This is a genomic window from Pontibacter mangrovi, from assembly GCF_006385705.1.
GTDB lineage: Bacteria > Bacteroidota > Bacteroidia > Cytophagales > Hymenobacteraceae > Pontibacter > Pontibacter mangrovi.
In genome coordinates this window covers 1-22,447 of the sequence record NZ_VFRQ01000015.1, presented here as the reverse complement: position 1 = coordinate 22,447, position 22,447 = coordinate 1, and the positions used below count along the sequence as shown (strand labels likewise).

21 protein-coding genes are annotated in these 22,447 nt (G+C 47.4%); 14 read left to right on the top strand and 7 right to left on the bottom strand.

The window, feature by feature from the left end:
- Positions 1–47: 47 nt before the first annotated feature.
- The 3 genes from FJM65_RS19080 to FJM65_RS19070 all read right to left on the bottom strand — a co-directional run bounded on the left by FJM65_RS19080 (position 48) and on the right by FJM65_RS19070 (position 2,287).
- A complete protein-coding gene (locus FJM65_RS19080; RefSeq protein WP_181163795.1) occupies positions 48–1,271 on the bottom strand; it encodes a PQQ-dependent sugar dehydrogenase in 1,224 nt (407 codons plus the stop codon).
- Between the two features lie 269 nt (positions 1,272–1,540).
- On the bottom strand, positions 1,541–1,780 hold the full coding sequence (locus FJM65_RS19075) for a copper chaperone (RefSeq protein ID WP_140455316.1): 240 nt from the start codon (positions 1,778–1,780) through the stop codon (positions 1,541–1,543).
- Positions 1,781–1,906: 126 nt separating this feature from the next.
- The gene (locus FJM65_RS19070) at positions 1,907–2,287 is read right to left on the bottom strand and encodes a hypothetical protein (protein ID WP_140623698.1); all 381 of its coding nucleotides are present in this window, start codon (positions 2,285–2,287) and stop codon (positions 1,907–1,909) included.
- A gap of 420 nt (positions 2,288–2,707) precedes the next feature.
- Here FJM65_RS19070 and FJM65_RS19065 point away from each other — a divergent pair, with 420 nt between their 5' ends.
- From FJM65_RS19065 to FJM65_RS19045, 5 genes are all read left to right on the top strand, one after another.
- Positions 2,708–4,291, top strand: a complete 1,584-nt coding sequence (locus FJM65_RS19065; RefSeq protein ID WP_140455314.1) for a site-specific DNA-methyltransferase — start codon at positions 2,708–2,710, stop codon at positions 4,289–4,291.
- A gap of 222 nt (positions 4,292–4,513) precedes the next feature.
- Complete coding sequence (locus FJM65_RS19060; protein WP_140455313.1) at positions 4,514–7,159, top strand: DEAD/DEAH box helicase; 2,646 nt, start codon at positions 4,514–4,516, stop codon at positions 7,157–7,159.
- A 130-nt stretch (positions 7,160–7,289) separates the two neighbouring features.
- On the top strand, positions 7,290–8,405 hold the full coding sequence (locus tag FJM65_RS19055; RefSeq protein ID WP_025603943.1) for a Fic family protein: 1,116 nt from the start codon (positions 7,290–7,292) through the stop codon (positions 8,403–8,405).
- A gap of 393 nt (positions 8,406–8,798) precedes the next feature.
- Positions 8,799–9,488 carry a recombinase family protein gene (locus tag FJM65_RS19050; protein WP_112306905.1) on the top strand — a complete coding sequence of 230 codons (690 nt, stop codon included), beginning with the start codon at positions 8,799–8,801 and terminating at the stop codon, positions 9,486–9,488.
- 78 nt (positions 9,489–9,566) lie between these two features.
- Complete coding sequence (locus FJM65_RS19045; protein WP_140455312.1) at positions 9,567–10,751, top strand: DUF3800 domain-containing protein; 1,185 nt, start codon at positions 9,567–9,569, stop codon at positions 10,749–10,751.
- A gap of 580 nt (positions 10,752–11,331) precedes the next feature.
- Here the strand turns inward: FJM65_RS19045 and FJM65_RS19040 are convergent.
- Positions 11,332–11,586, bottom strand: coding sequence for a hypothetical protein (locus tag FJM65_RS19040; protein ID WP_137761677.1), 255 nt, complete (start codon positions 11,584–11,586; stop codon positions 11,332–11,334).
- Between the two features lie 519 nt (positions 11,587–12,105).
- Here FJM65_RS19040 and FJM65_RS19035 point away from each other — a divergent pair.
- The 6 genes from FJM65_RS19035 (at position 12,106) to FJM65_RS19010 (ending at position 17,507) form a co-directional block, all read left to right on the top strand.
- Positions 12,106–12,516: a hypothetical protein gene (locus FJM65_RS19035; protein WP_140455311.1), complete on the top strand. Its 411-nt coding sequence runs from the start codon at positions 12,106–12,108 to the stop codon at positions 12,514–12,516.
- Positions 12,516–13,139, top strand: a complete 624-nt coding sequence (locus FJM65_RS19030; RefSeq protein ID WP_140455310.1) for a Fic/DOC family protein — start codon at positions 12,516–12,518, stop codon at positions 13,137–13,139. The genes FJM65_RS19035 and FJM65_RS19030 overlap by 1 nt, the downstream gene beginning before the upstream one ends.
- Positions 13,136–13,372, top strand: a complete 237-nt coding sequence (locus FJM65_RS19025) for a hypothetical protein (protein ID WP_140455309.1) — start codon at positions 13,136–13,138, stop codon at positions 13,370–13,372. The genes FJM65_RS19030 and FJM65_RS19025 overlap by 4 nt, the downstream gene beginning before the upstream one ends.
- Before the next feature lie 308 nt (positions 13,373–13,680).
- Positions 13,681–14,802 (top strand): hypothetical protein, encoded by a 1,122-nt coding sequence (locus FJM65_RS19020; protein ID WP_140455308.1) that lies wholly within the window; start codon positions 13,681–13,683, stop codon positions 14,800–14,802.
- A gap of 1,054 nt (positions 14,803–15,856) precedes the next feature.
- Complete coding sequence (locus FJM65_RS19015; protein ID WP_025603952.1) at positions 15,857–16,321, top strand: JAB domain-containing protein; 465 nt, start codon at positions 15,857–15,859, stop codon at positions 16,319–16,321.
- 244 nt (positions 16,322–16,565) lie between these two features.
- Positions 16,566–17,507 (top strand): ArdC family protein, encoded by a 942-nt coding sequence (locus FJM65_RS19010; RefSeq protein WP_140455307.1) that lies wholly within the window; start codon positions 16,566–16,568, stop codon positions 17,505–17,507.
- A gap of 381 nt (positions 17,508–17,888) precedes the next feature.
- Here FJM65_RS19010 and FJM65_RS19005 read toward each other — a convergent pair whose 3' ends face one another.
- From FJM65_RS19005 to FJM65_RS18995, 3 genes are read right to left on the bottom strand one after another with little or no spacing between them, the layout of a single operon-like run.
- Positions 17,889–18,098, bottom strand: coding sequence for a GDCCVxC domain-containing (seleno)protein (locus tag FJM65_RS19005; RefSeq protein ID WP_036774895.1), 210 nt, complete (start codon positions 18,096–18,098; stop codon positions 17,889–17,891).
- Positions 18,098–18,709 (bottom strand): mercuric transport protein MerTP, encoded by a 612-nt coding sequence (gene merTP / locus FJM65_RS19000; protein WP_140455306.1) that lies wholly within the window; start codon positions 18,707–18,709, stop codon positions 18,098–18,100. The genes FJM65_RS19005 and merTP overlap by 1 nt, the downstream gene beginning before the upstream one ends.
- A gap of 8 nt (positions 18,710–18,717) precedes the next feature.
- Positions 18,718–19,089: an ArsR/SmtB family transcription factor gene (locus FJM65_RS18995; RefSeq protein ID WP_140455305.1), complete on the bottom strand. Its 372-nt coding sequence runs from the start codon at positions 19,087–19,089 to the stop codon at positions 18,718–18,720.
- An 82-nt stretch (positions 19,090–19,171) separates the two neighbouring features.
- Here FJM65_RS18995 and FJM65_RS18990 point away from each other — a divergent pair, with 82 nt between their 5' ends.
- The 3 genes from FJM65_RS18990 (at position 19,172) to FJM65_RS18980 (ending at position 22,344) form a co-directional block, all read left to right on the top strand.
- Positions 19,172–20,515, top strand: a complete 1,344-nt coding sequence (locus FJM65_RS18990) for a dihydrolipoyl dehydrogenase family protein (RefSeq protein WP_140455304.1) — start codon at positions 19,172–19,174, stop codon at positions 20,513–20,515.
- Between the two features lie 392 nt (positions 20,516–20,907).
- Complete coding sequence (locus FJM65_RS18985; RefSeq protein WP_140455303.1) at positions 20,908–21,144, top strand: hypothetical protein; 237 nt, start codon at positions 20,908–20,910, stop codon at positions 21,142–21,144.
- 762 nt (positions 21,145–21,906) lie between these two features.
- Positions 21,907–22,344, top strand: a complete 438-nt coding sequence (locus tag FJM65_RS18980) for a plasmid mobilization protein (RefSeq protein WP_025603960.1) — start codon at positions 21,907–21,909, stop codon at positions 22,342–22,344.
- Positions 22,345–22,447 lie beyond the last annotated feature (103 nt).

Sequence of the window (22,447 nt, the reverse complement as noted above, 5' to 3'; positions counted from 1 at the left end):
GTAATAGCTTATCATTTATGTTTTTATAATGGTTACCATTCTTACAACTAATTAATCCTATATACTTTCCCTGTCTTGCCGGTTGGGCCTTCCTCGTCGCTCCCCAGAATGTACACCTCCCCGCTGTTGTCCTGTCCAAAGCCTAGCACGTAGTGCCCAAATGCACTGCCCGGCTTGTCACGAAAGTAAAGCTTCCTGTAGCTCCAGGGCCCCTGCTCGCCAGCCATCTTTGCTGCAAAAACGGCCCCGTCCGGTTTGCCGTGGTGCTGGGTCCAGACTCCAAAAAGGTAGTCCCCATTCAGGGCTGCACGTTTGTTTCCTCTGTACACGTAGCCACCAACACTCACTATACCCAATCCTTCGTCCGGGTAGGTCATGCTGTTTTTGAATTCTATGACAGGGTTCACAAACTTGTTCCCCAGGCTGTCCTGGTCAGGGCAGTCAGGCAGCGGGTTTTTGTTGTCGGCAGCATTAAAGCACAGCGTGCCTTCTTTCACGTTCCAGCCGTAGTTCGCTCCTTTCCGGATAACATTGATCTCCTCGCGCAGCACCTGCCCCGCGTCAGCAGCGATGATCATACCCGTTTTGTTGTCGATGGAAAAGCGGTAGGGGTTACGCAGACCATGGGCATAGATTTCCTTCATGCCGTCCTGATTGCCAGCGAAGGGGTTATCCGAAGGAATACCATAAGGGGAACCGCTGTTGACGTCGATGCGCAAAATACTGCCCAATAGGTTCTGTTTCACGTCCTGGCCGTTGCCACCGTCATTTTTGTTATACCAATCCGTGACGTGCCCTTCCCCGATGTCATTTTTGTTGCCACCGTCGCCTAAACTGATGTATAGATATCCATCGGGGCCGAACATGAGCGTGCCGGCATTATGGTTATCCTGCGGCTGGTTCACATTAATCAGCACTTTCTCTGAGTTGGGGTCGGCTTTTTCGCGGTTGTTTCCTGTCGCCATGTATTCTGCCACCACGCTGGTATGATCAAAGCCACTAGGGGCATCCGGTCTTAGCGGGGCGCTATAGTATACAAAGAGCCTTCCGTTGCTTTTAAACTCCGGATGGAAGGCTAAGCCCAGCAGCCCCCTTTCTTCATGTTTACTTTTAAGCTTGATAATCTTGCTCTGCAGATCCAGAAATGGCTCCGGTTGTAGCTGGCCGTCTTTCACCACTCTAATCACACCTACCTGGTCTACCACAAAAAGCCGCTCGTCGTTAGGTGGTTGCGTCAGGAACACCGGGGAGACCAGATCAGCGGCAATCATTTGGAGGCTTACCGAGTCCACAGGTTGTGCTTCTTGTGAAGCCGTTGCATCTGCGACGTCAGAAGAGGGTGTTGAAGTACAAGCGTAATTCAGCAATAGTGGAAGTGTTAAGACAAACAAGTACAGCTTTTTCATAGTTTTAGATATTGATTGGTCTTCATTTATAAACGGTAATCAAGTGCAGTTGCTTTTATGCTGCGCCTGCTGCTATCAAGGCTGTTTTCAATTTATTTTATTCCCACGCCCACACTTTATTTTTTATGTTAGGCTCACAAATCTCCGCCACTAATGCCCATTACACGTATAATTTCAGCCTTATACCCGGCCTCTTCTACTGCGCTCTCAACTACCTGAGGGTCCAGCCCCGTGCCTGACACGCTCAGCACCTTTTCTGCGCTTTCCGTGTCGAGGCTCCACTTGCTTATCCTTTCTTCTTTATCTAAAAGTGGTGCCACTTTGGACAAGGCTTCCTCATCCACGACGTTTGTCTTAAACTTTATTATTTCCATATCAGTTTGAGTTTTCCATTTGCTGTAAAACTATTTATAACGGTCAGTTAGGGTACGTGCTGATGCTGTGCAGGCTTCAGGGCCTCCTCAACTTCTCTTTTTTATGTTCCTCCCGCACCTGCACTTTTACCGCGTCAGTCGGTAGTGCCTTACTTGATGTACTCGTCCCCACTCGGCATAAACTTCTGTTTTAGGCCCTAAGGGTACAGCCAGGGCAGCCACTTCCAAACCAAGCAGTGCCCCGCTGATGATGTCGCTCCATTTCATAAAAGCGACCCGCTCTTCCATACTCAGCCACACTTCGCTTCCGCCGCTGGGCTCGGTCACCGCCCTCCCATAGTCGAAGGTCAGCGGAGACAGCAGCACCCATACCCCCAGGATGATGATCATCCAGTAAACCCACAGCGTTTGCATGTGGTGCATGTGCAGCATCTTTTGGCGCATCTCGGGGTTCATTTCCATGTCATGGTCCTTGCCTTTACCGTCACCACCTCCGCCTTCGTGCATTTACTTGTTATGTTCGCGCAGCTGCCTTTCGGCCATGGGCCGGGTTACGCCGCGCATCCCCGCCACCCTGATGCTTGCCGTTGTTATGTGTGTTATGTTGACTGTTATCCATGCTGGTAGTGCTATCTTACATGTAGTTAATTGCAAAGGAGCTAATAAGCTGTACCGCCACAACAGTTCCTTGCAAGGAGTGCACAGCACCAGTTGCACCTTTGCTGTTCCTGTTTTACAAGTCATTTCAGATTACGGTTTTATATATTACTGAACTGCTTTTATATATTTTATGCAAAAAAATGGGTGAGCTCCTGCAAAAGCGGTGATAGGCACTTGCGCCATAGTACTATTTTTATCGTGCGCTTATCTCCCGAAACCTTGCTATCTTTACCTTTTTGTAGCAAACCCAGAAACCACCCTTACCTGATGCCTACGCTCCACTGGATTGGAAAAGAAAAAGTAGTGAACCACCACCGCGACGTGCCCTTCAGGGTGCTGGAGCCTGCCTATACTTTCACCACCGAACAGCATACTGCACCCGCCGCAGCCGCAAACAAGATCATACACGGTGATAACCTGGAGGCGCTAAAGGCGCTGCTGCCGGAGTATGAGGGCAAGGTGAAATGCATTTACATCGACCCGCCTTACAATACCGGCAACGAGAGCTGGGTGTACAACGACAATGTAAACGACCCTAAAATACAGCGGTGGCTGCAGCAAGTGGTGGGCAAAGAGGGCGAGGACCTGACCCGCCACGACAAATGGCTCTGCATGATGTACCCGCGCCTGAAGTTGCTGCACAAGTTGCTGTCAAGTGATGGTGCCATTTTCATCTCAATAGATGATAATGCACAAGGATTTCTAAGACCTCTAGTGGACGAAGTATTTGGCGTAGGTAATTTCGTTACTAACATCATATGGGAGAAAGCAGACTCTCCCCGCAATTCGGCTCGACAGTTCTCTACTGACCATGACTATATCATGGTTTATTCTAAAAGTACTGATTGGGTACCGAACAAACTCCCAAGGAATGAGGTATCCAATTCTATTTATTCTAATCCAGACAAAGATCCAAGGGGGCCTTGGTTGCCAGGTGATCCATATGCTAACAAGCCTTACTCAAAGGGCTTGTATACCATTGAGGGACCGACTGGTAGGTCTTTTTCTCCTCCGCAAGGAAGGTTCTGGCGTATCTCGGAAGAGAAGTTGCGTGATTTAGATAAAGATGGTAGGATATGGTGGGGGCCAAACGGAAGTGCTAGACCAAGCATAAAGCGTTATCTTTCTGAGGTGTCGGATCTTGTGCCGCGTACTTTATGGAAGAAAGACGAGGTAGGAAGCAACAGAACCTCAAAGAATGAAATCAATCTTCTATTTCCTGAGTCAGCTTCGTTTGACACTCCTAAGCCTAGCCTGTTAGTAGAACGAGTTCTTAGACTTGCTACCGAGAAAGACTCTATTATCCTAGATAGCTTCGCGGGCTCCGGCACCACCGCCCATGCCGTGCTGAACCTGAACAAAGAGGATGGCGGGAACCGCAGGTTTATACTGGTAGAGATGGAAGACTATGCCGAAAGTATAACCGCCGAGCGTGTGAAGCGTGTGATGCAGGGTTATGGCGAAGGCAGTAAAGCAGTAGCAGGCACAGGCGGCGACTTTACCTATTATACATTAGGCCCGTGCCTGTTTGATGAGGAGCACAACCTGAACGAGGCAGTGGGCCTGGAGCGTATGCGGCAATACATCTGGTATTCCGAAACCCGCAGCCCCTACCCTGCCCCTGTCGCTGGCTCCGATGCTTACTTTTTGGGCAGCCTGCACCACACCGCCTACTATTTTGTGTACGAGCCAGACCAAATCACAAACCTTGACTACGATTTCCTGGCCACCGTCACGCACAAGGCAGAGCAGTATGTGATGTATGCCGACAACTGCCTGCTTCCCAAAGAGCTGTTGCAGAAGTATAACATCGTTTTCAAAAAGATACCGAGAGATATTTCAAGGTTTTAAGATATGCCAGCACAGCAAAACCCGCCGGAATCAACTATCTTCTTCTATACTACCCCCGATCATCAGATAAAAGAGGGTGTATACTTTCTGGATAAACCGGCAACTATTAGAAAAATTTGAACAATTCAGTAAGAGGAAGTCGCCAGTTAAGCCGATTCCGATAAAGAAGTAGAAAAGCTAAACGCCAGTTCTAAAAAAACCAACAGACGAACGGGAGCCTAAATGGAGTTAAAAACATATCAGCAGCAGGTAATACAGGACCTCGAAACATTTCTGGAGTATACCCAGCAGCACAAGCTGGTTGGGGAGGCTTTCAGTAAGTATTGGGAGGACAAAATAGGCCCTTACAACCCGCTAACGGGCGAGGGCATGCGCCCCTACAAAAACAATGTGCCGGGGGCAGCCAGCATCTGCATTAAAGTACCCACCGCTGGTGGCAAAACCTTTATTGCCTGCAATGCCCTGAGCACCATTTTCAGGGCCTTCCCGGTAGAAAAGCCCAAGGCCGTGGTATGGCTGGTGCCGTGGAGTAACCTGCTGGACCAGACGGTAAAGAACCTGAGCGACCCAAATCACCCTTACCGCCAGAAGCTGGATGCCCTCTTCAACCACCGCGTAGAAGTATACCGGAAAGACGATCTGCTGCAGGGGGCTAACTTCAACCCAACGGTGGTGCAGGAGCAGCTCACCATCATCGTCATGAGCTTTGCCAGCCTGCGTGCCCGCCGCAAGGAAGACCGCAAAGTATACCAGGAAAACGGGCAACTGGCGCAGTTCGCACAACACTATAAAGACACCTCTCACCTGCTGGACAATACAGACGAGACGGCGCTGATCAACGTGATCCGTAGCCTGAACCCTGTGGTAGTGGTAGATGAAAGCCACAATGCCGAAAGCGACCTGAGTGTGGACATGCTGCAGGCCCTGAATCCGTCTTTCCTGCTGGACCTTACCGCCACGCCAAAGGAGAACAGCAATATCATCAGCCTGGTGCCTGCCATTGAGCTGAAGAAAGAGCACATGGTAAAGCTGCCTGTAATCGTGTATAACCACCACGACAAAACGGAGGTGGTGAACAGCGCTCTGCACCTGCAACAGAACCTGGAGCAGCTGGCCAAGGCCCAACACAAAAACGGAGGCCGCTATATACGCCCGATCGTGCTGTTTCAGGCGCAGCCACGCACCGGCGAAGACAATACCACCTTCGACAAGCTGAAGCAGCAACTGCTTAAACTGGGCATTCCGGAGGAGCAGATCAAGATAAAAACAGCAAACAAAGACGAGCTGAAGGGCGTGGATCTAATGTCGGAGAAATGCCCGGTCCGCTTCATCATTACGATAAACGCCCTGAAAGAAGGCTGGGACTGCCCCTTTGCCTACATACTGGCATCCCTGGCCGACAAGTCCTCGGCCGTGGATGTGGAGCAGATACTGGGTCGGGTGCTGCGCCAGCCCTATGTGATGAAACACAGCCACCCCTTGCTGAACGTGTCCTACGTGCTCACAGCCTCAGCCAAGTTTAATGAAACGCTGCAGAATATTGTAAAAGGGCTGCAGGCATCCGGTTTCAGCAGCAAAGACTACCGCCATAAGGATGCACTGCCGGAGGCACCAAAGCCAGAGGAAACGCCTCAGCAATCGCTGAACAAGGCATTCTTCCCAGAGGAGTACCCGGAGACACCCAATGAGGACGAGATCGACACCGGTCGCATTAGCTATAGCCTTGATACTCCTTTACCTCCTACTGCCTCCTCTTCCGTCATTTCACAGATCGAGCAAATGGCTGTGCAGCAGGTTGCTGAAACAGAGCAGCGGATAAAGGAACAAGAGAAATCGAATACTGACAACATCTTTTCTGAAATGGGTGAAAAAGTACAGCGTTACCAGATGCGGGATGCCTTTGCAGAAACGGCACAGCAGATAGTCTTGCCGCAGTTTTTCCTGGAAGTACCCACCAGCTCTATTTTCGATATGGAAACAGGTGCTGCCCTACTTAATCAGGAGGTGCTGTTAAAAGGTTTCCGGCTTTCCGATGAGGATACTAAAGTAGCGTTTGACAGCATCTCATCGGATATGTACAAGGTGGATCTGCATGAGGCCAAGAAGGATGACTTCACACCGTCTTTCGCGAAGATTGAGCAGCAACAGGTAAAGGATCCCATTGCCGAGTACATTCTGGCAAAGCCTAAGGAGAGCCAGGTAAAAGACATTGGTCACCAGATCATGCAGCTTATCGGCAACATGTACCCTATCGCTGAACAGGAGGTAAAAATCTACGTGGAGCGGATTCTTTCCAAGCTAACAACCGAACAGCTTCGGGATTTCCTGTCGCGCAAGTATAGCTACACCGATAAGATAAAGAAGAAGATCCGATCACTGGCTGACGCCTATGCAGAACAGCGCTTTAATGAGCAGCTGAAGATTGGAAAAATTACAGCAGCTGCAAACTGGAAGTTTCCTGTGACTTTGGTGCCCGGTGCACTGGGTGCGCCGGTTGCCAGCTCACTTTATGAGCGCGAGGGAAGTATGAACAATTTTGAACAGAGCAGCATTATGGAGCTTTCAGGCCTGCCAAATGTACTGTTCTGGCATCGTAACCTGGGCCGTGGCAAGGGCTTTGCCATAAACGGGTTCAAGTCTAACCATTACCCTGATTTCATACTTTACACGAAGTCTGGAAGGGTAATACTTTTGGAAACGAAGGGAGATGATCGGGATAATTCAGACAGCGAAGCAAAATGCCGTTTAGGCAATCAGTGGGCACAACTGGCTGGTTCTGGCTATAACTATTTTATGGTTTTTGAGAGTAAAGCTATAGAGGGAGCTTACAACCTGAATAAGGCTAAGGAGCTGATAGGGCAGCTGTAATTATAGCTCAACCAAGAGCTGGCCTTCTCATCGACTGCTGTTATCTTAGAAAGACAACTTACATAGTTATACACCATTTGCTGTTGGGGAACCCCCAATAGCTTTTCACTAATCTAATACAATTTTAGCCATGTGGCAGCCAACTGATTTACCTGTTCCTGTTGAAGTAGAGACAAAAGCCGTTTTAAAACAGGCGACGACAGCCCACCGCTATCTGGCCGAGCTGAAAGGAGTGGCCGCAACTATTCCCAATGAACAGATATTGATCAGCACGCTTACGCTGCAGGAAGCGCGGGACAGTTCGGCCATTGAGAACATCATCACCACCCAGGATGAGTTGTTCAAAGCCGAACTGCAGGCAGGTTACGCCCTAAGCACTGCCACTAAGGAGGTGCAGAACTATGCCACTGCCTTACGAGAAGGATTTGAAGCGGTGCGTAAGAATAAGATTCTGAGCTTAAGCCATATTCTTAGGATTCAACAGGAACTTGAGCAGAACAACGCTGGCCTGCGTAAGCTGCCAGGCACGGCATTGAAAAATGCCAAAACGGGTGAAACGGTTTACACACCGCCGCAGCACCCTGACCAGATAGAACACCTCATGCATAACCTCGTCCAATATATTAATGATGACGAGGTATCGGATGTCGACCCGCTGATCAAGATGGCCATCATCCACCACCAATTTGAGAGTATACATCCTTTCTATGACGGGAATGGCCGCACAGGACGTATCATCAACATCCTGTACCTGGTGTGCAAAGACCTGCTGCAACTACCTGTGCTATACCTCAGTCGCTATGTGGTGGAAAATAAGGCAGACTATTACCGCCTACTGCAGCAGGTACGCGACTCAGGTGACTGGGAGGCATGGCTCCTGTTCATGTTGAAGGGAGTGGAAGAAACTGCCAAGCAGACCATCGAGATGGTGAAAAGCATAAACCTCCTCATGCAGCAGTACAAAAAAAGAATTCGTACGGACCTGCCAAAAATATACAGTCAGGATCTGCTCAACAACCTGTTCAAGCACCCCTACACCAAGATTGAGTTTGTGATGAAGGACCTCATGCTGGAGCGAAAAGCCGCTGCCAGATATTTAAATGCACTTGCTGATTTAGGACTGCTACAAAAAGAAAAGGTAGGCACGAGCAATTATTACCTGAACCTCCCCCTGATCGAGGTCTTTGTGAATGCCAAAGAGCAGTACACCTCCACCACGCCTGTTATAGGCACGCAAGATTCTTAATATGTACCAGGAATGCTGATTTTAGGGACATATAGCGGAAGGTGTGTACCAAGAATGTTAATTTCTGGTACATATAAAGTCAATGTGTACCAAGAAGACCTCGTATAAGTACACAAGGGTAAACTGTGGTATCCAAAATGCTACGGCACCTTTCTCAAACTTTCCCCTATCTTACTGCTGCCCCGACAGGCAAGCACCTCTTCCCCTGTCTTTAATGGATGGACGGTCCTTAGATTACACATCCCCTTTTGACCTGTTGGTTCTCTAAAATTTATAGCAAAGCAAAGACATTTTACATATTTGTGTATCTATAACATTTTATAAACGTCCGTTTGTAAAATGTTATAACTAACTTTGACCCGAGTTTCACCTATATAATAAGGAGTAGCGAAGATGAAGTACGTGGCTTACTACCGGGTCTCCACAAAGAAGCAAGGCCAGAGTGGGCTGGGTCTGGAGTCACAGCGCGAGATGGTGAAGGGTTTCCTCAAGCCCGGCGACACACTACTTGCCGAGCACATTGAGGTGGAGAGCGGCAAGCGCAACGACCGTCCGGAACTGGAGGCGGCCATCGCCCTGGCCAAGCGGGAGCAGGCCCAATTGCTGATTGCCAAACTGGATCGTCTCAGTCGTAACGCCGGGTTTATCTTTAAGCTGCGTGACAGCCACGTGGACTTTCTTGCCGTGGACATGCCCGATGCCAATACCCTGACCATCGGAATCTTCGCCGTATTGGCCCAGCATGAGCGGGAGTTAATCAGCTCCAGGACCAGAGCCGCGCTCCAGCAAAAGAAACTACAGGGTTTTGCCTTGGGTACGCCTGAGAACCTGACCCAGGGAGCCAGGACAAAAGGACTTCAGATACGGCAGGAGAACGCAGCATCGCACAAAGCCAACCGACAGGCCACGGAACTGATCCAGATGTATCGGGAAAAGGATATGACCTATCAGCAAATTGCTGACCGGCTTAACAGCCATGGCTTCACCACCCGCAGGGGGAAGAAATTCTTTGCCATCACCGTTCAGCGGCTTCACATCCGACAAGGGCAGCTTCAAACGGATGCCCTCACCAGCGTAGTTTAGGCTTACTATATTTATATTGAAAGTGCTTCATCTTTTGTATCTTATGTGGCATAAGAGTTATCACTCTATACTCCTCCTATGCAACATGTACATATTTTTCTGGATGAATTCGGAAACGCCAGCCTAAACCTGGATAAAGCCGGTACCTTCTCCCATTTTGTTCTGACAGCTGTTCTCCTGGATGAGAAAAAGCTGGAGCAGGCCCAGTTGCTAAGGGATACGATCAGCCAACGCTTCTTCCAAGGCCAACCCATCAAGTCCAGCCGTATCCCCAATGATGAGAAGGGCTTCCGGAAAAGATTGGAGGTATTAAGGGAGCTGCGCCAGTTGGACTTCGTGGTGCTGGGGATGGTCATCAACAAGAGCAAGCTGGAGGGAGCAGGTTTTGATCATAATGATGTGTTCTATAAATACTTCAACAGAATCTTTCTCAAGCAGTTTCCCAAAAACTTCACTGCTTTCTCGATTCATGCCGATCAGCTTGGCTGGCCAGAGTTTCGGCGCAGCCTGCACCATTACATTGAAACTAAGGTTATCCAGCGGGATCTGTTTACGCCGGAGCGCTCTTACCGCCTGGTGGAGGATAAGGCAGAGGAGCCCCTGGTGCAGCTGGCAGATTTTCTTTCTGGCTGCCTGGGCAAGATTTACTGCACCAGTCACAGCCACGAAAAGGCATCCGCCCTGTTCGATCTGCTGCACGACCGTACGTTCATTGATTTTTTCCCTTTTGAAAGAACAGACTATCTCCTCTCCCCTACACCCGAAGACCGGCAGAAGAACCACCTTATACGAAGAATAGCCTCGGAGTCCGCACAAGAGGCACTCTCTGGCAGAAACAGCCTTTCGGAGGAGGCGCTTGCCGTGTTGCAGTACCTGTACCTGATGTTCCGCACCGCTCCTGACCGCCTCATCGAGAAACGGGAAATCATCGAAAAGATGAAAAAGAGATTTCCGGCCTTTTCGGAGCAGCAGCTGCGGGTTTGTGTCCAACACCTGCGCGACAACGGGGTGCTAATCGCAAGTATCCAAGGTAAGTCAGGCTATAAGCTTCCTGACGGCGTGGAAGATATTGCTGGCTTCTATAACCGCTACCTCAACAGCATTGTTCCGATGCTTAACCGCATCAATATCTGTAACCGCAAGTTGATGGTGAACAGTGTGCAGGAGGTGGACCTGCTTCAAACTAACACCGCTTATTCACTTTTGCATGAGTTGATCAAAACACTGGATAAGGAGAAGCATGCTTCATCGATAGAAGCTTAGCGAACTCTTTCGTTTAGATAAGGCTCATATAATATAATTACTTATGTTCAGTGACTATCATCCAGATTAGAGACTAACCACATAATTAACATTTAATACGTAATGAATAATAATTATTATGTATTAGCTATTAAATGTTAACTCTTATATTATAAGTATTGTTTATTTCTGTTATTCAGATACTTGACTATAATGTATAATGCCATTGGCATAATAATACATTAAGATTTATTGGTGCAATGATTTCCTCCTGTTATGAGAAAGACTTTCTTCGCCTTATTTCTGGAAGCTGTGCGGTTTGACAAAAAGGCTTAGCTATCAAGTCTGACAGCCTTTTAATGACTGTATCAAGCAATTTTATTAGTATGAACTCAATAAACGCTATTTTAAAGTTAGTCTGGCGGACCCACAGAACATTGATCAACTCTTTGGGTATGTGATTTTATAGTTCCTTGAGAAAAAAAGTGTCTCCCTATAGTATCCTGGCAAAAACGCAAGGGCGCTATTATGCAGTGGTAGATTTTATTGCTTTGAATTAAGGGACACACTAACGATCATAAACCTCCCTTGGAAATATTTCTTACTTCCCTTGCACTGTGATGCTGCTGTTCACAGCCTCCCACCTCAGCACGTGCCAAGCGGAATCGAAGTCTTCATCGCTTATAGTTAATAATGAACTGTAACTTCCATTAAATGGCCCTCTGATGAACAGCTGCTCTTTTGCAAGATACTCCCCTTCTTTCCAGATAGCCTCTACGTCATTTATCCATACCAGCCACTTGACATGCTGTCCATCTTTGGGTAAGGTACTTTTGTCTAGCGCTATCTCTGGCATATCCCGTATCACAGAACTTTGGTGCCACAATACGGACAATAGCTATGTATAAAAATTGATTTCTGATGTCGTTCTAACTCCTTAAGCTGAACGTGCAACTCTGAGAAAGTCACCGCCTTGACTTCTTGTGCCCCTCTCTGATTCTCACATATGAGAAGTTCCGTTGGCACTGTCACCCTCACAACTTTCTTGCCTTTCATAGTAAGTTCCCGCTCTACCTGCTCTTTGATTTCCCTAATGCAATTACAGTTCATGGTATCACTGTTAGATTTAACAACAGAATAATATACCGCTATCTTTAGCTTACATCAACTTTTTTACATAACCATGGAGCCTCTTTTGATGAACTGCTTCTTGCCATAGATGACTTTGGATCTAGATATGTTGGTGATTAACGGTTTTGTGATAATATAGGAGGAAACAGAAGAAAAGCTAGTTTTTATTAGCAAATGTAACGATATATTGTTACATTTGCTAAGCCTATTTCGTATACCAATACAGGCATTACCTTGAGACAGCATGAACAGAGTAAAAGGCATTTTACAGAACGGGACCACGATCATACTGGAAAACTATGACCAGAGCAACGTGGACGATATGTACTTCATCAAAGCCATAGAAGCCACGAACCAACGCAATCACAGAACTATAGCTGAGTACTTCAACGGACTGATCAGAAGTCTGGAGACAGTGCAGCAGGAGGTCAGGGAGCAGAAAGTACAGCAGCTTTTATCTCAGTACAGAGACAGGCCTGTGGTATCGGAAATGGTTCGCCAGGAACGGAGAGAGCAACTCGGGCAGACAAACCACATAGCTGCCTGCGAGGGCTACGAGGAGGAGGAGCTCAACAAGGTGCTGGACGAACTGTATATCAACGGGCAAATCACGCCTGAGGAGATGACTCAGGTATTCAACTTAAAGTATCTGTAATGAACGACAGGTACTGCTATCCCGGCACCAGTGTGCTGATCAATCATTTTGACATCAGGGACGCAGCTAAGCTAAGCAAATTAGAGCTTACCCACTGGAGACATAACGTGCTGGCTTTGCCTGATGAACTGCCCAGCCAGCTAAAGTTTGATTTAACGCTTTGGCAGCTGATCCACAAGGAAACATTTGGCTCCGTCTACCCTTGGGCAGGGGAGCTCCGGAGTGTGATGATCTCCAAAGGCAATGCCGTACATGCCGCGCCACGTATGATTGAGCCCTATGCCAACCACTTACTCCAGGAGCTGAAGGCAGCGGGGTATTTAAAGGGACTGGCCAGGGAGCAGTTCCTATTGAAGGGATCTTATTTTTTTGAGGAGCTGAATGCCATTCACCCCTTCCGTGAGGGAAACACCAGAACACTAAAGGTTTTCTTTTCCCTTTTGTCCCGACAGGCGGGGTATGAAATAGACTGGCTCAAGGTTTCGGCGCAGCAGTACCAACAGGCTGAGCAAGCTTCTTTTGCTGCAGGAAACAAAGGTCCCTCCCCTTTTTACCCGCTGTTTAAGGAGGCCCTTGAGCCTGTTGAGTTATCAAATAAGCAATTTATCAGGTTCAAACTATGAGTGAGAACAACCAAGGCGAGACATGCGCAGCGTGTGATCCTAAGACCCACATCAGCGCAGAGGTGAAGGCTATGTTTAAGGAGACAAACCTAACCTGGGAGAAGTTGGCCGAGCTGGATGAAGGCGTTGGCCGTGGGAAGGGAAGCTATAGGCAAACCTTCCTGGCCAGGCTTATCAAGGCTCAGGAAACGCTCCAGAAAATTGGGTACAGTGTCCGCATTGAAAAAGATTGACACTATAAATCTATTATATTATGTACATTGTAGGCTTTATAAAGCTAAGTCACCCGAGGATTATCATTAACCCAGTTTCCTGTAAAGACGAGGGAGAGCTGTACCAATGGCTAAGAGGCTTCCTGAATGAGAAGGATTTTAGACTAAGCACTCCTGTATCAAAGGAGAGCCTGGGGCAGGCACTGGCCTCAGGGAGGCCCACTCTTATTAACTTTGATGGGCATGAGGTTGCCTTGCTTTTGGGATCTGCTGCGGTTGTGAAGGAGGCTACCGACCGTTCCGTGCATGTGCCTTTAAATATGTAATCTATGCAACACGAGAACAAACCCTCTGAGACCTTTTTAAGCGATCCAACCTACTTCCTGAGTAGGATTGACAGGAGCGTAGCCGATAACATCAGAGACATTGAGAAGTCTTTTGATGAGGATGCCGGTATTGTGAAAGATTTCATCGTCTTCATTTCGAGGAAGATGAAAAAGGATCTTTTCGGGTTCACGAGGTTCACGCTTTCAGAGTTCTGCAAAGAGACTGGGCGTAACAAGCAGACCTTATGTGAGGTGCACCCCAAGTTCAAAAATAACCCCAAAGCGGAAGTGCCGGAATATTTCGGTCACAGGTTTGAGACAACCTTTGACTATGCCCTATTCCACATGCTGAGCAATAACATCATCTTCTCTCGCTCCTACGAATATAAGCATCAGGATAAGGTGATAGAGCTAAAGAACTTTGCCATTCTCAAGGATATCAAGGTTAGTATCGACAGACATACCAACACCATCAAGATTTACGATGTCCGAATATCGGATGAGTTGATGGAAGGGTTTTTTCGCAGGTACTATACCATTGACACCAACGGCTACAAGCATGTAGGAAAAGGGCGCGGCGGCGACGGGCGTAAGAGCCTGTACATTTTCCTTTACAAGACGCGTCACCAGCTGCTTAGTTCGGGTAAACGCATCACAAAGTTGCCTATAGATCTGTTGGCCTCGGTTGCCCATATTGAGTCAGAGGAACCTCGGTTCAAGAAGAAAAGTGTGAAGAGGGTGCTGGACTACATTCGGGAGAAGGGAAAGCTGCCTTTCGACTATACCTTTGTTCAGGGGGATCCAACGAAAAAGTACCAAGAGCTCTACTGGGTTAGTCTGGACTTCTCCGTATACCACGAGGTGATGGAGGCGAAGGAGGATCATAACTTTTACATTGCTCTGCTGGAGCGTATGCGGGATCTTTTCCACCATACATATGGGAATCATGTCCAGATCACAGGAGAGAAAGATACTTTTCAGCGTTGGCTGACTAATTCGGACGCAGACCTGACGCACAAGGCAAATGAGCTTTGTAAAGCATACTTTAAGGTGCACAACAAGGATATCACACTGGCAATGGCGAAAAAGCTTATTCGGGGAGGTCTGTTCTCCGACGATAATTAGAACGCTATTCAAGTATTGCCACGCATACAAGACATAAAGAGCCAATCTAATATATGGATGAGATATGACTTTTGCAAAATACAAACTTGGAGAAGATGTAGAAGTAAGCGGTACGTTCACAGGATTAGGTGACCAAAAAGGTAGAGTCACCGAAATAGTGTATGACAAGCTGAGCAGCCAATTCTTCTATAACGTGCAATGTGGAGAGGATCGACATTATGCGCAGGAACGATTTGTCTCTACTGTACAGAAACTTAACGAAGGCACTTGAATAAAGCTAGAAACTCCTAGCGGATGTCTCCAGCATGCCACAAGCGTTCTTTCTGAGGGTCTCTTGACAGGTTGCGTTACTGCAAGCCATATGAAGCGGCAGGTTTAATGTATCGCATCGATATTTTCCCTTATGGATGCCTTCTTGAGCCAAGAGGATATTTGCTATTCAAGTATTGCCTCACTCTGTCAGAGCCGTTCATGTATTGCCTCAGTAGCCGGAGCCGTTCAAGTACTGCCACAATCCATTCAAGTATTGTCTCAAGTCGTTCAAGTATCGCCACAAATTGGCTATTCCCCTCAACAATAGCTGTTTTACCTACTCAAGTATTGCCTCAAGCCATTCAAGTATTGCCACGCTTCTCCAAAGCTGTTCAAGTATTGCCTCAGTAGCAATAGGTCATTCAAGTATTGCCACACCCACAATGCACCCCATTGGCTCTATTCCGTACAGCCGTTCAAGTATTGCCACTAAATATATATACTTCTATATACTTCCTTATAAATAGTAAATTGAAATGTCGGAGGGGTTCGTGAACAATAAAGATTTAACAAAAGGGAAGAGAAAGAGACTTGCGCTGCGAAAATTACACAACTTCTTCACAAAAACAGCTAAAATATGACCAGTGCTTTAATAACTAGCTATGAAGTCTAAAGATTCCTATACAGGGCCGGGAAAAATAAGATAAAAGCATAAAAATAATACATACATAATGTAACTTTTTATATACGCATCGTATATATCAATATATCTTTTATATTAACCCCTTTAAATTTTGTGTGTATGGAACAGACTTCAACAACCGTCAGCCAGATTGCAGAGGTAAAGCTCAGCTACCATCCCCAGGTGAAGCCCTCCGAGCGCCCGCAGATTACGAGTTCTAAAGACAGTTACACTTTCTTCCTACAGCTATGGGATGAGGGCAGCATACAGTTCCGCGAGCAATTTAAGGTTATGTTATTAAGCAGGGCAAACAAAGTGCTGGGAATATTTGAGGTTTCTACCGGTGGCGTGGCCGGTACGGTGGCAGATCCCAAACTTATCTTTGTTGCTGCGCTCAAAGCCAATGCCAGTGGGATCGTTTTAGCTCATAATCACCCATCGGGCAACTTAAAGCCTAGCAGTGCAGATATTAGCCTTACTAAAAAGGTGAAGGAGGGCGGTAACTTACTTGATATTGCTGTTCTGGATCACATCATCCTTACCAATGAGGGTTATTATTCTTTTGCAGACGAGGGACTTTTATAAAAGTCCCTTACTCCTTCAAATCTCGGCTGTAAACCAACCGTAGCGGCCCGCCTGACGGCGGGTTTTCTTTTTTTCTTTCTGTAGTAATGCCTGTTCTACAATACCACACAAGCAATTTAGCGCTAACATAAGGGGAAATAAAAGCTCTATTTTGCGGATAAATTAAATATACTAAATGTAACTAAATGTATACATTACGTATATATTGATATAAGTTTTGTTTAACCTTCTAAAGCTAAAAGTTATGAACGCTTATCAAAAATTCATTCAACTGGCAGATCAGGTAACAAATGAGGTCATCGAGCAATTAGAACAAGGCCAGGTATTCTGGAGAAAGCCATGGACATCTTACGGATTGCCTAAAAACTATGTATCTGGCCGCTATTATGAAGGCTTCAATGCTTTCTTTCTGAACTACCTGACTGATAAAAAAAGCTTTAGGACGCCCTATTTTCTTACCTATAAACAGGCTAAAGAGCTGGGGGGATATGTAAAGAAGGGAGAGAAAGGAACGCAGATCATCTACTGGAAAGTTTACGCCAAAAGTGATACTAGGGAGGGTAATGGCACTGCAGGAGAGACAGAGGAGGTGTATCAGAGAAGGTTTGTCCCTTTTATTTGGACTGTATTTAACATTGATCAGGTGGAAGGAATAGAGTTTACCCTCCCTTCTGTTCATGAGCGTACCGATCTGCAGGTAATAGAGGCTTGTCAGGAGGTGGTGGATCAATACCCTATGCCACGCCCGAACGTTCTGCACGGCGGCTCCCAGGCCTACTATGCGCCTTTTAATGATACGGTACAGATGCCGGAGCTGAGCAGCTTTGTTTCCTCTCAGGCTTATCACGCGACTTTGTTTCACGAACTGATTCACTCTACAGGCCATCAAACCAGGCTTAACCGTTTCGCCGATGAAGCGAAGGCGGCCCGGTTTGGGGACATAAATTACTCTAAGGAGGAGCTGATAGCCGAGATGGGAGCAAGTTTCCTCAACGCCTTTGCAGGTATCAAAGCGGAGGTTTTTGAGAACTCGGTGGCCTACCTGCAGGGATGGGCGAAGAAATTCAAAGATGACAAGACCATGATTATCTATGCAAGCACAAAGGCTTTTAAAGCGGCCAGCTATATCCTGAACCTACAGGCAGATAGTAACCTGGGGGCAGAAGCAACAACTATGGCAGCATAGTCCTTTGAAAGATCTTGTCTGGTAACATCAGGCAAGATCTTTCATTTTAATACTGATGGGGTTAACTGGGGAGATTTGAAAGTCGAAATTCTGCCATGGCGACCCGCCTTCGGCGGGGTTCTTTTGGTGTATTAACTTTAGGTGAAGTGTAATGATGTGTTCAGGTAACTACTAATTCTAGAGCTGCTACATTTAATATTTCTTAGAAGTTATCTTTTTTAACATATAAGCAGTTATGAGAGAAAGTGCCTTGGTTGGGCAGAACAGAGGCCTAAAAATTGAGCGAATTATATGGCTTTTTTGGGAATGCCAGGGTTTACGGCTTCTCCACCGGAAAGCAACTCACCGGGGTGTGTTATTTGAACCTATCGGCTGCAAAGGTCAGCAGCAGCTCTTGTTCTGCTGGATGGGCGGGCACGCCACTGTGCCATAAGAGCAGTACACGCAGCAGTCTCCTGACTTGGGTTTCAGTACGGTGCGGCATTGCTCGCACTCGTAGAAATACTGGCAGGCATCCGTTGGCATCTGCTCCTCTTTCCTGTGCCCGCACTCCGGGCAAGTAAGCACGGAGGCTGTCTTCGTCTTATCCATCATGGCTTCTTATCCTCTATGGCCACAGTGTAGCCTGTTTTCTTCGCCGCCTGCAGGATCTGCATGGGCTTTACCTTTGTGCTGTCATATTTGATAATGGCATTGCCTTTCTCGTAGGAGGTGCTCACGCTGAAGACACCTGCCAGCTTACCTATTTCCTGGTTCACATGCGCCTCACAGCCCGTACAGGTCATGCCCTTAACCTGCAGCTTTACCGACTGCGTGAAGTCCGTCTGCACGCTGGCAGCTTTGGCAACGGGTTGTTGCCTGTAGAAGGCTCCCGCATACTCAGGGAAGGCCAGCAGGAGCAGTGCCACGCAGCTTACGGCCAGCAGGAATTTGTTTGATTTCCAAAAAGTAGGGCTCGCCTCCCCCTCACATGCACAGGCAGCAGCTGATTTTCCTGCCTTTAGCCGCTGGTACCAGGCCAAAGCCAGCACGGCCACGGTAACGCCTGCCAGGTAAGGCCTGAAAGGCTCCACCCATCCAAAGGCGGAGATGGCACCGGTGACGCCGCCTACCAGGGCCAGTAAGGGAGCGATGCAGCAGAGCGATGCAAGAAGGGCCGTCAGCAGGCCGGTTCCTAACAGTCTTGTCGGGGATGTTCTCATGATAGGGATTATGCTTGTTCTAACTTACTGCTAATATGCTTGAAAAGGGGCTTTACGATTTCCAGGTGTTCCTGCTTCAGGGAGTAAAAGATCGTTTGCCCCACTTTTTTGCTCTGGATGATGCCGCCGTCCTTAAGCTTGCGCAGCTGCTGCGACACGGCGGGCATGGTCATCTGCAGCACGTCGCTTAGGTCGCACACGCACAGCTCCCCCTCCTCCTCCAGCAGGTAGAGGATCCTCAGCCTCGTCTCGCTGCCAGCCAGACTCAGCACCTGGCTCAGCGTCTGAATCATGGTCCCTGCAGAATCCAGCTTCTCAGCGCACAGCTTCAGCCGGTGCTCATCGGCATATACCCGGATACATGTTTTATCTTCTCTCATTTCAAATATTTATACAACAAAATTACAAACATAAAAGTATTTAAGCAAATACTTAAATAATACTTGACAATACGAACTTGCTATGAAATACGATGTGTTTGTGATCGGTGCCGGGATGGCCGGTGCCGCTGTGGCCAAAAAGTGCGCGAAAGCTGGGCTGAAGACCGCCATCTCCGACCTCCGTCCTTATGGAGGAACCTGCGCTCTGCGGGGCTGTGACCCTAAAAAAGTCCTCATTGACGGTGCCAGCCTGCAGGAGCAGGTGCAGTTGCATCTTGGCAAAGGCCTCTCCGGAGAGGTGAAAATAGACTGGGGCGAGCTGATGGCCTTCAAGGACACTTTCACAGACCCTGTGCCGGAGAACATGGAGAAGGGTTTTGAGAAAGCAGGCATAGACACCTACCATGCCCCTGTCTCCTTTTTGGATGAAGCTACCCTGCAGGTTGGCCAGCAGGCTATTGCCGCTGAAAAGATAGTGGTGGTTACCGGTGCACGCCCAAGGGAGCTGGACATGCCGGGGGCAGCGCATGCCATCACCAGCGACGATTTCTTCAACCTTACACAACTGCCAAAGCACATCACCTTTTTGGGCGGCGGCTACATCTCTTTTGAGTTTGCCCACCTTGCCGCACGCGCCGGGGCCAGCGTCACCATCATAGAGCACGGCCCCCGCCCCCTGAAGCACTTTGAGCAGGACATGGTGGACGAGCTGGTGCGTGTGTCCAGAGAGGCAGGCATTGACATAAGGCTTAACTGCCAGGCAAAGCGCATCACGCAGCAGGGCAGCGAGTATGAAGTCAGTTTGGAAGGCGAGGCAGGCAGGGGAACGCTTGAAACAGGGCTGGTGGTAAGCACCATTGGCCGTGTGCCGGAGGTGGGCCAGCTGAACCTGGAGAAGGGTAATGTAGTGCACGGCAGGAAGGGCATTGAGGTGAACGAGTACTTGCAAAGCACCTCTAATCCCCGCGTGTACGCGGCTGGAGACGTGGCCGACACAGAAGGCTTGCCCTTAACGCCAGTGGCTGTCTACGAGGGGCACTTTCTGGCAGCGAACATCATCAAGGGCAACAGCAAAAAAGTAAACTACCCGGAGATTCCCACGGTGGTCTTCACCATTCCGTCACTGGCATCGGTGGGGTTTACTGAAAAGCAGGCGGAGGAACAGGGGCTGGATTACAGCGTAAACTCCCTGGACGCCAGGAAGTGGTTTAACGGGAGGAGGCACCGCGCCCCTGCCTATGCCTATAAGGTGCTGGTTAGTAAGAGTGACGGAAGCATACTTGGTGCGCACTTGGTGGGTCCGCTCGCGGAGGAGACGATCAATATTTTTGCTTTGGCTATGAAAGCAGGGATGAAGGCAAGAGACCTGAAAAGCTTTCTTTTCAGTTACCCTACCATGGCGTCAGATGTAAGCTACATGGCATAGCACTCTTTCATCTTTATTGAACATAAAGCAGCTTAGAGAATCTGTACCTTTACTCTATCTAAATATGCTTGTTTTTCTGTGCCCCAATGCTCCGATCTTATCAATGACTTGACGGACACTGCAGCTACTTTCTGAAAGCACTTGTAGCTTGCAAAAACATCAAATCTTCCTCCCTCCTACTACTGTTGTCTTTATTGCTCTTGAGGAACAAGTACAAGAAGAATAGACGATAAACTTATCAAATACTTTTAGTATCAAATTGTATATGTTACGTATATATTTGTAGGCATCTATCCTTAGATGTTTTATCTTAAAATAAACCACTAGTATTCGTTAGTTATAGGACAATGCAAATTGAAGATAAGAGCCCTAAGTTTGAGTTAGGTAAGCGTATGCTCGAGAATGAGCAGCTGACTTCCCTTTCTGAGCTGTTTGATATCGTGCCATATACTCCCGTGGCCAAAGCACTAGGTGTAAACAACCAGCGACTGCGAAACAAGATTGACGATCCCCGTTCCTTCCGCGTAAGTGAGGTGCTGGACCTGGCGGTACTACTGGATGTAGATGCGATCAAGCTCTTTGCCTTACTTCACGAAACGATCAAGAAATCGGTACCTGCTGAAGGATAACTAAATGATAGCTTCACAAAGCACAAGATGCTAAGCTTTACATTGCCTTCTATTCTTTTAATCAACTTCTAGCTTGTTCTCCTATGAATCTATATGAGTTCAATAGTATTCTTTCACTTAATGACAGGGCACAGGCGGTATGGGATGAGGGGCAGTTTCTTTCAAACCGCCTTGATGGAGAGTACAAGGTATGCCTATACTACATGGGTGATTTTTTTGCAGAGGTTTGGATAAGTTCATGTAATAGCGATAGTAGTATTTGCCACGTGCGGGCTTTTAAGAGCCGAAGGCTTCTGGAACCTTACCTCTCCCCTATTGACCTGTCTACCCTTCTCTGACTCTTTCTGCTTTTCGTCTCAAACCATTAACTTGGCTATTAAGCTGCTTGCCTTAAAATGACAAATATTAATAGCCGTAAATAATAATTATTATTGCTTATTAAATTTTAAATAACATACAATAGTTAATAAGTGTTTTGCCGCTGAATTTAGCACCTGGTGCTTTTTCTTGTAGTGAGTAGTTATCATCCATGCACCCCTGCTTCTTTCCAGCTTAACCAATGCTCCATCTTTGGAATCCTATCCCTTCCTAGCCCCTTCTCCTTGTATTATTTGCCTAGAATTCTTTCTTTTGGTGTGTGGTGGGCTTTGTATTGCAAGATGTGTTTTGAGTCCCTCAAAACCTCTTGCCTTGCTTTCAGCGTAGCTATCAGCAAGGGGGAAATCCACTCGCAACTCGTGTCTTTTATTGAGCAAAGAATGTATGGAAGATATTAAGAAAGCAAAGGGAGGGCGTCCAAAACTATCGCCTGAATTAAAGAGAGCCAGGCAAGTAAAGCTGACCTTTTCCGATAGCGAATACAGGCGACTGGAGGCTGAGATGACGGCTGCAGGGCATGAATCATTGTCTGTTTACCTGCGGAAGAAGGCGCTGGCGCAGCCTGACGATTTTATTGCTAATCCTAAAGAGTTAATCGCGGTGTTGGATAGGCTCGGCCCAGAGATCAGCAGGGTCGGTAACAATATCAATCAGGTAGCCAGGTATGTCAATTACCTGAAGGCAAACAATATGATAAACATGCAGTTTCTTGCCGATTTTAACAGACACATGATAGAGTTTAGTATCATAGAAAAAGAATTGGTCAAGGCGCTTCGCTCTTTTCTTCGGATTGCTGCTGCAAGGTTCAAGAAGTTTAAATAATATTTATTATTTAATAAGTAAGAATTAATAAGTAAGAATTAATAAGTAAGAATTAATAAGTAAGAATTAATAAGTAAGAATTAATAAGTAAGAATTAATAAGT

Excerpts from the sequence above, each read along its gene's own strand:
- FJM65_RS18985 (WP_140455303.1), top strand. The coding sequence starts at position 20,908 with ATGCTCGAGAATGAGCAGCTGACTTCCCTTTCTGAGCTGTTTGATATC.
- FJM65_RS18995 (WP_140455305.1), bottom strand. The coding sequence starts at position 19,089 with ATGAGAGAAGATAAAACATGTATCCGGGTATATGCCGATGAGCACCGG.
- FJM65_RS19080 (WP_181163795.1), bottom strand. The coding sequence starts at position 1,271 with ATGATTGCCGCTGATCTGGTCTCCCCGGTGTTCCTGACGCAACCACCT.
- FJM65_RS19025 (WP_140455309.1), top strand. The coding sequence starts at position 13,136 with ATGAGTGAGAACAACCAAGGCGAGACATGCGCAGCGTGTGATCCTAAG.
- FJM65_RS19035 (WP_140455311.1), top strand. The coding sequence starts at position 12,106 with ATGAACAGAGTAAAAGGCATTTTACAGAACGGGACCACGATCATACTG.
- FJM65_RS19050 (WP_112306905.1), top strand. The coding sequence starts at position 8,799 with ATGAAGTACGTGGCTTACTACCGGGTCTCCACAAAGAAGCAAGGCCAG.
- FJM65_RS19060 (WP_140455313.1), top strand. The coding sequence starts at position 4,514 with ATGGAGTTAAAAACATATCAGCAGCAGGTAATACAGGACCTCGAAACA.
- FJM65_RS19030 (WP_140455310.1), top strand. The coding sequence starts at position 12,516 with ATGAACGACAGGTACTGCTATCCCGGCACCAGTGTGCTGATCAATCAT.
- FJM65_RS19075 (WP_140455316.1), bottom strand. The coding sequence starts at position 1,780 with ATGGAAATAATAAAGTTTAAGACAAACGTCGTGGATGAGGAAGCCTTG.
- FJM65_RS19020 (WP_140455308.1), top strand. The coding sequence starts at position 13,681 with ATGCAACACGAGAACAAACCCTCTGAGACCTTTTTAAGCGATCCAACC.
- FJM65_RS19055 (WP_025603943.1), top strand. The coding sequence starts at position 7,290 with ATGTGGCAGCCAACTGATTTACCTGTTCCTGTTGAAGTAGAGACAAAA.
- FJM65_RS19040 (WP_137761677.1), bottom strand. The coding sequence starts at position 11,586 with ATGCCAGAGATAGCGCTAGACAAAAGTACCTTACCCAAAGATGGACAG.
- FJM65_RS18990 (WP_140455304.1), top strand. The coding sequence starts at position 19,172 with ATGAAATACGATGTGTTTGTGATCGGTGCCGGGATGGCCGGTGCCGCT.
- FJM65_RS19065 (WP_140455314.1), top strand. The coding sequence starts at position 2,708 with ATGCCTACGCTCCACTGGATTGGAAAAGAAAAAGTAGTGAACCACCAC.
- FJM65_RS19010 (WP_140455307.1), top strand. The coding sequence starts at position 16,566 with ATGAACGCTTATCAAAAATTCATTCAACTGGCAGATCAGGTAACAAAT.
- merTP (WP_140455306.1), bottom strand. The coding sequence starts at position 18,709 with ATGAGAACATCCCCGACAAGACTGTTAGGAACCGGCCTGCTGACGGCC.
- FJM65_RS19045 (WP_140455312.1), top strand. The coding sequence starts at position 9,567 with ATGCAACATGTACATATTTTTCTGGATGAATTCGGAAACGCCAGCCTA.
- FJM65_RS18980 (WP_025603960.1), top strand. The coding sequence starts at position 21,907 with ATGGAAGATATTAAGAAAGCAAAGGGAGGGCGTCCAAAACTATCGCCT.
- FJM65_RS19005 (WP_036774895.1), bottom strand. The coding sequence starts at position 18,098 with ATGGATAAGACGAAGACAGCCTCCGTGCTTACTTGCCCGGAGTGCGGG.
- FJM65_RS19015 (WP_025603952.1), top strand. The coding sequence starts at position 15,857 with ATGGAACAGACTTCAACAACCGTCAGCCAGATTGCAGAGGTAAAGCTC.
- FJM65_RS19070 (WP_140623698.1), bottom strand. The coding sequence starts at position 2,287 with ATGCACGAAGGCGGAGGTGGTGACGGTAAAGGCAAGGACCATGACATG.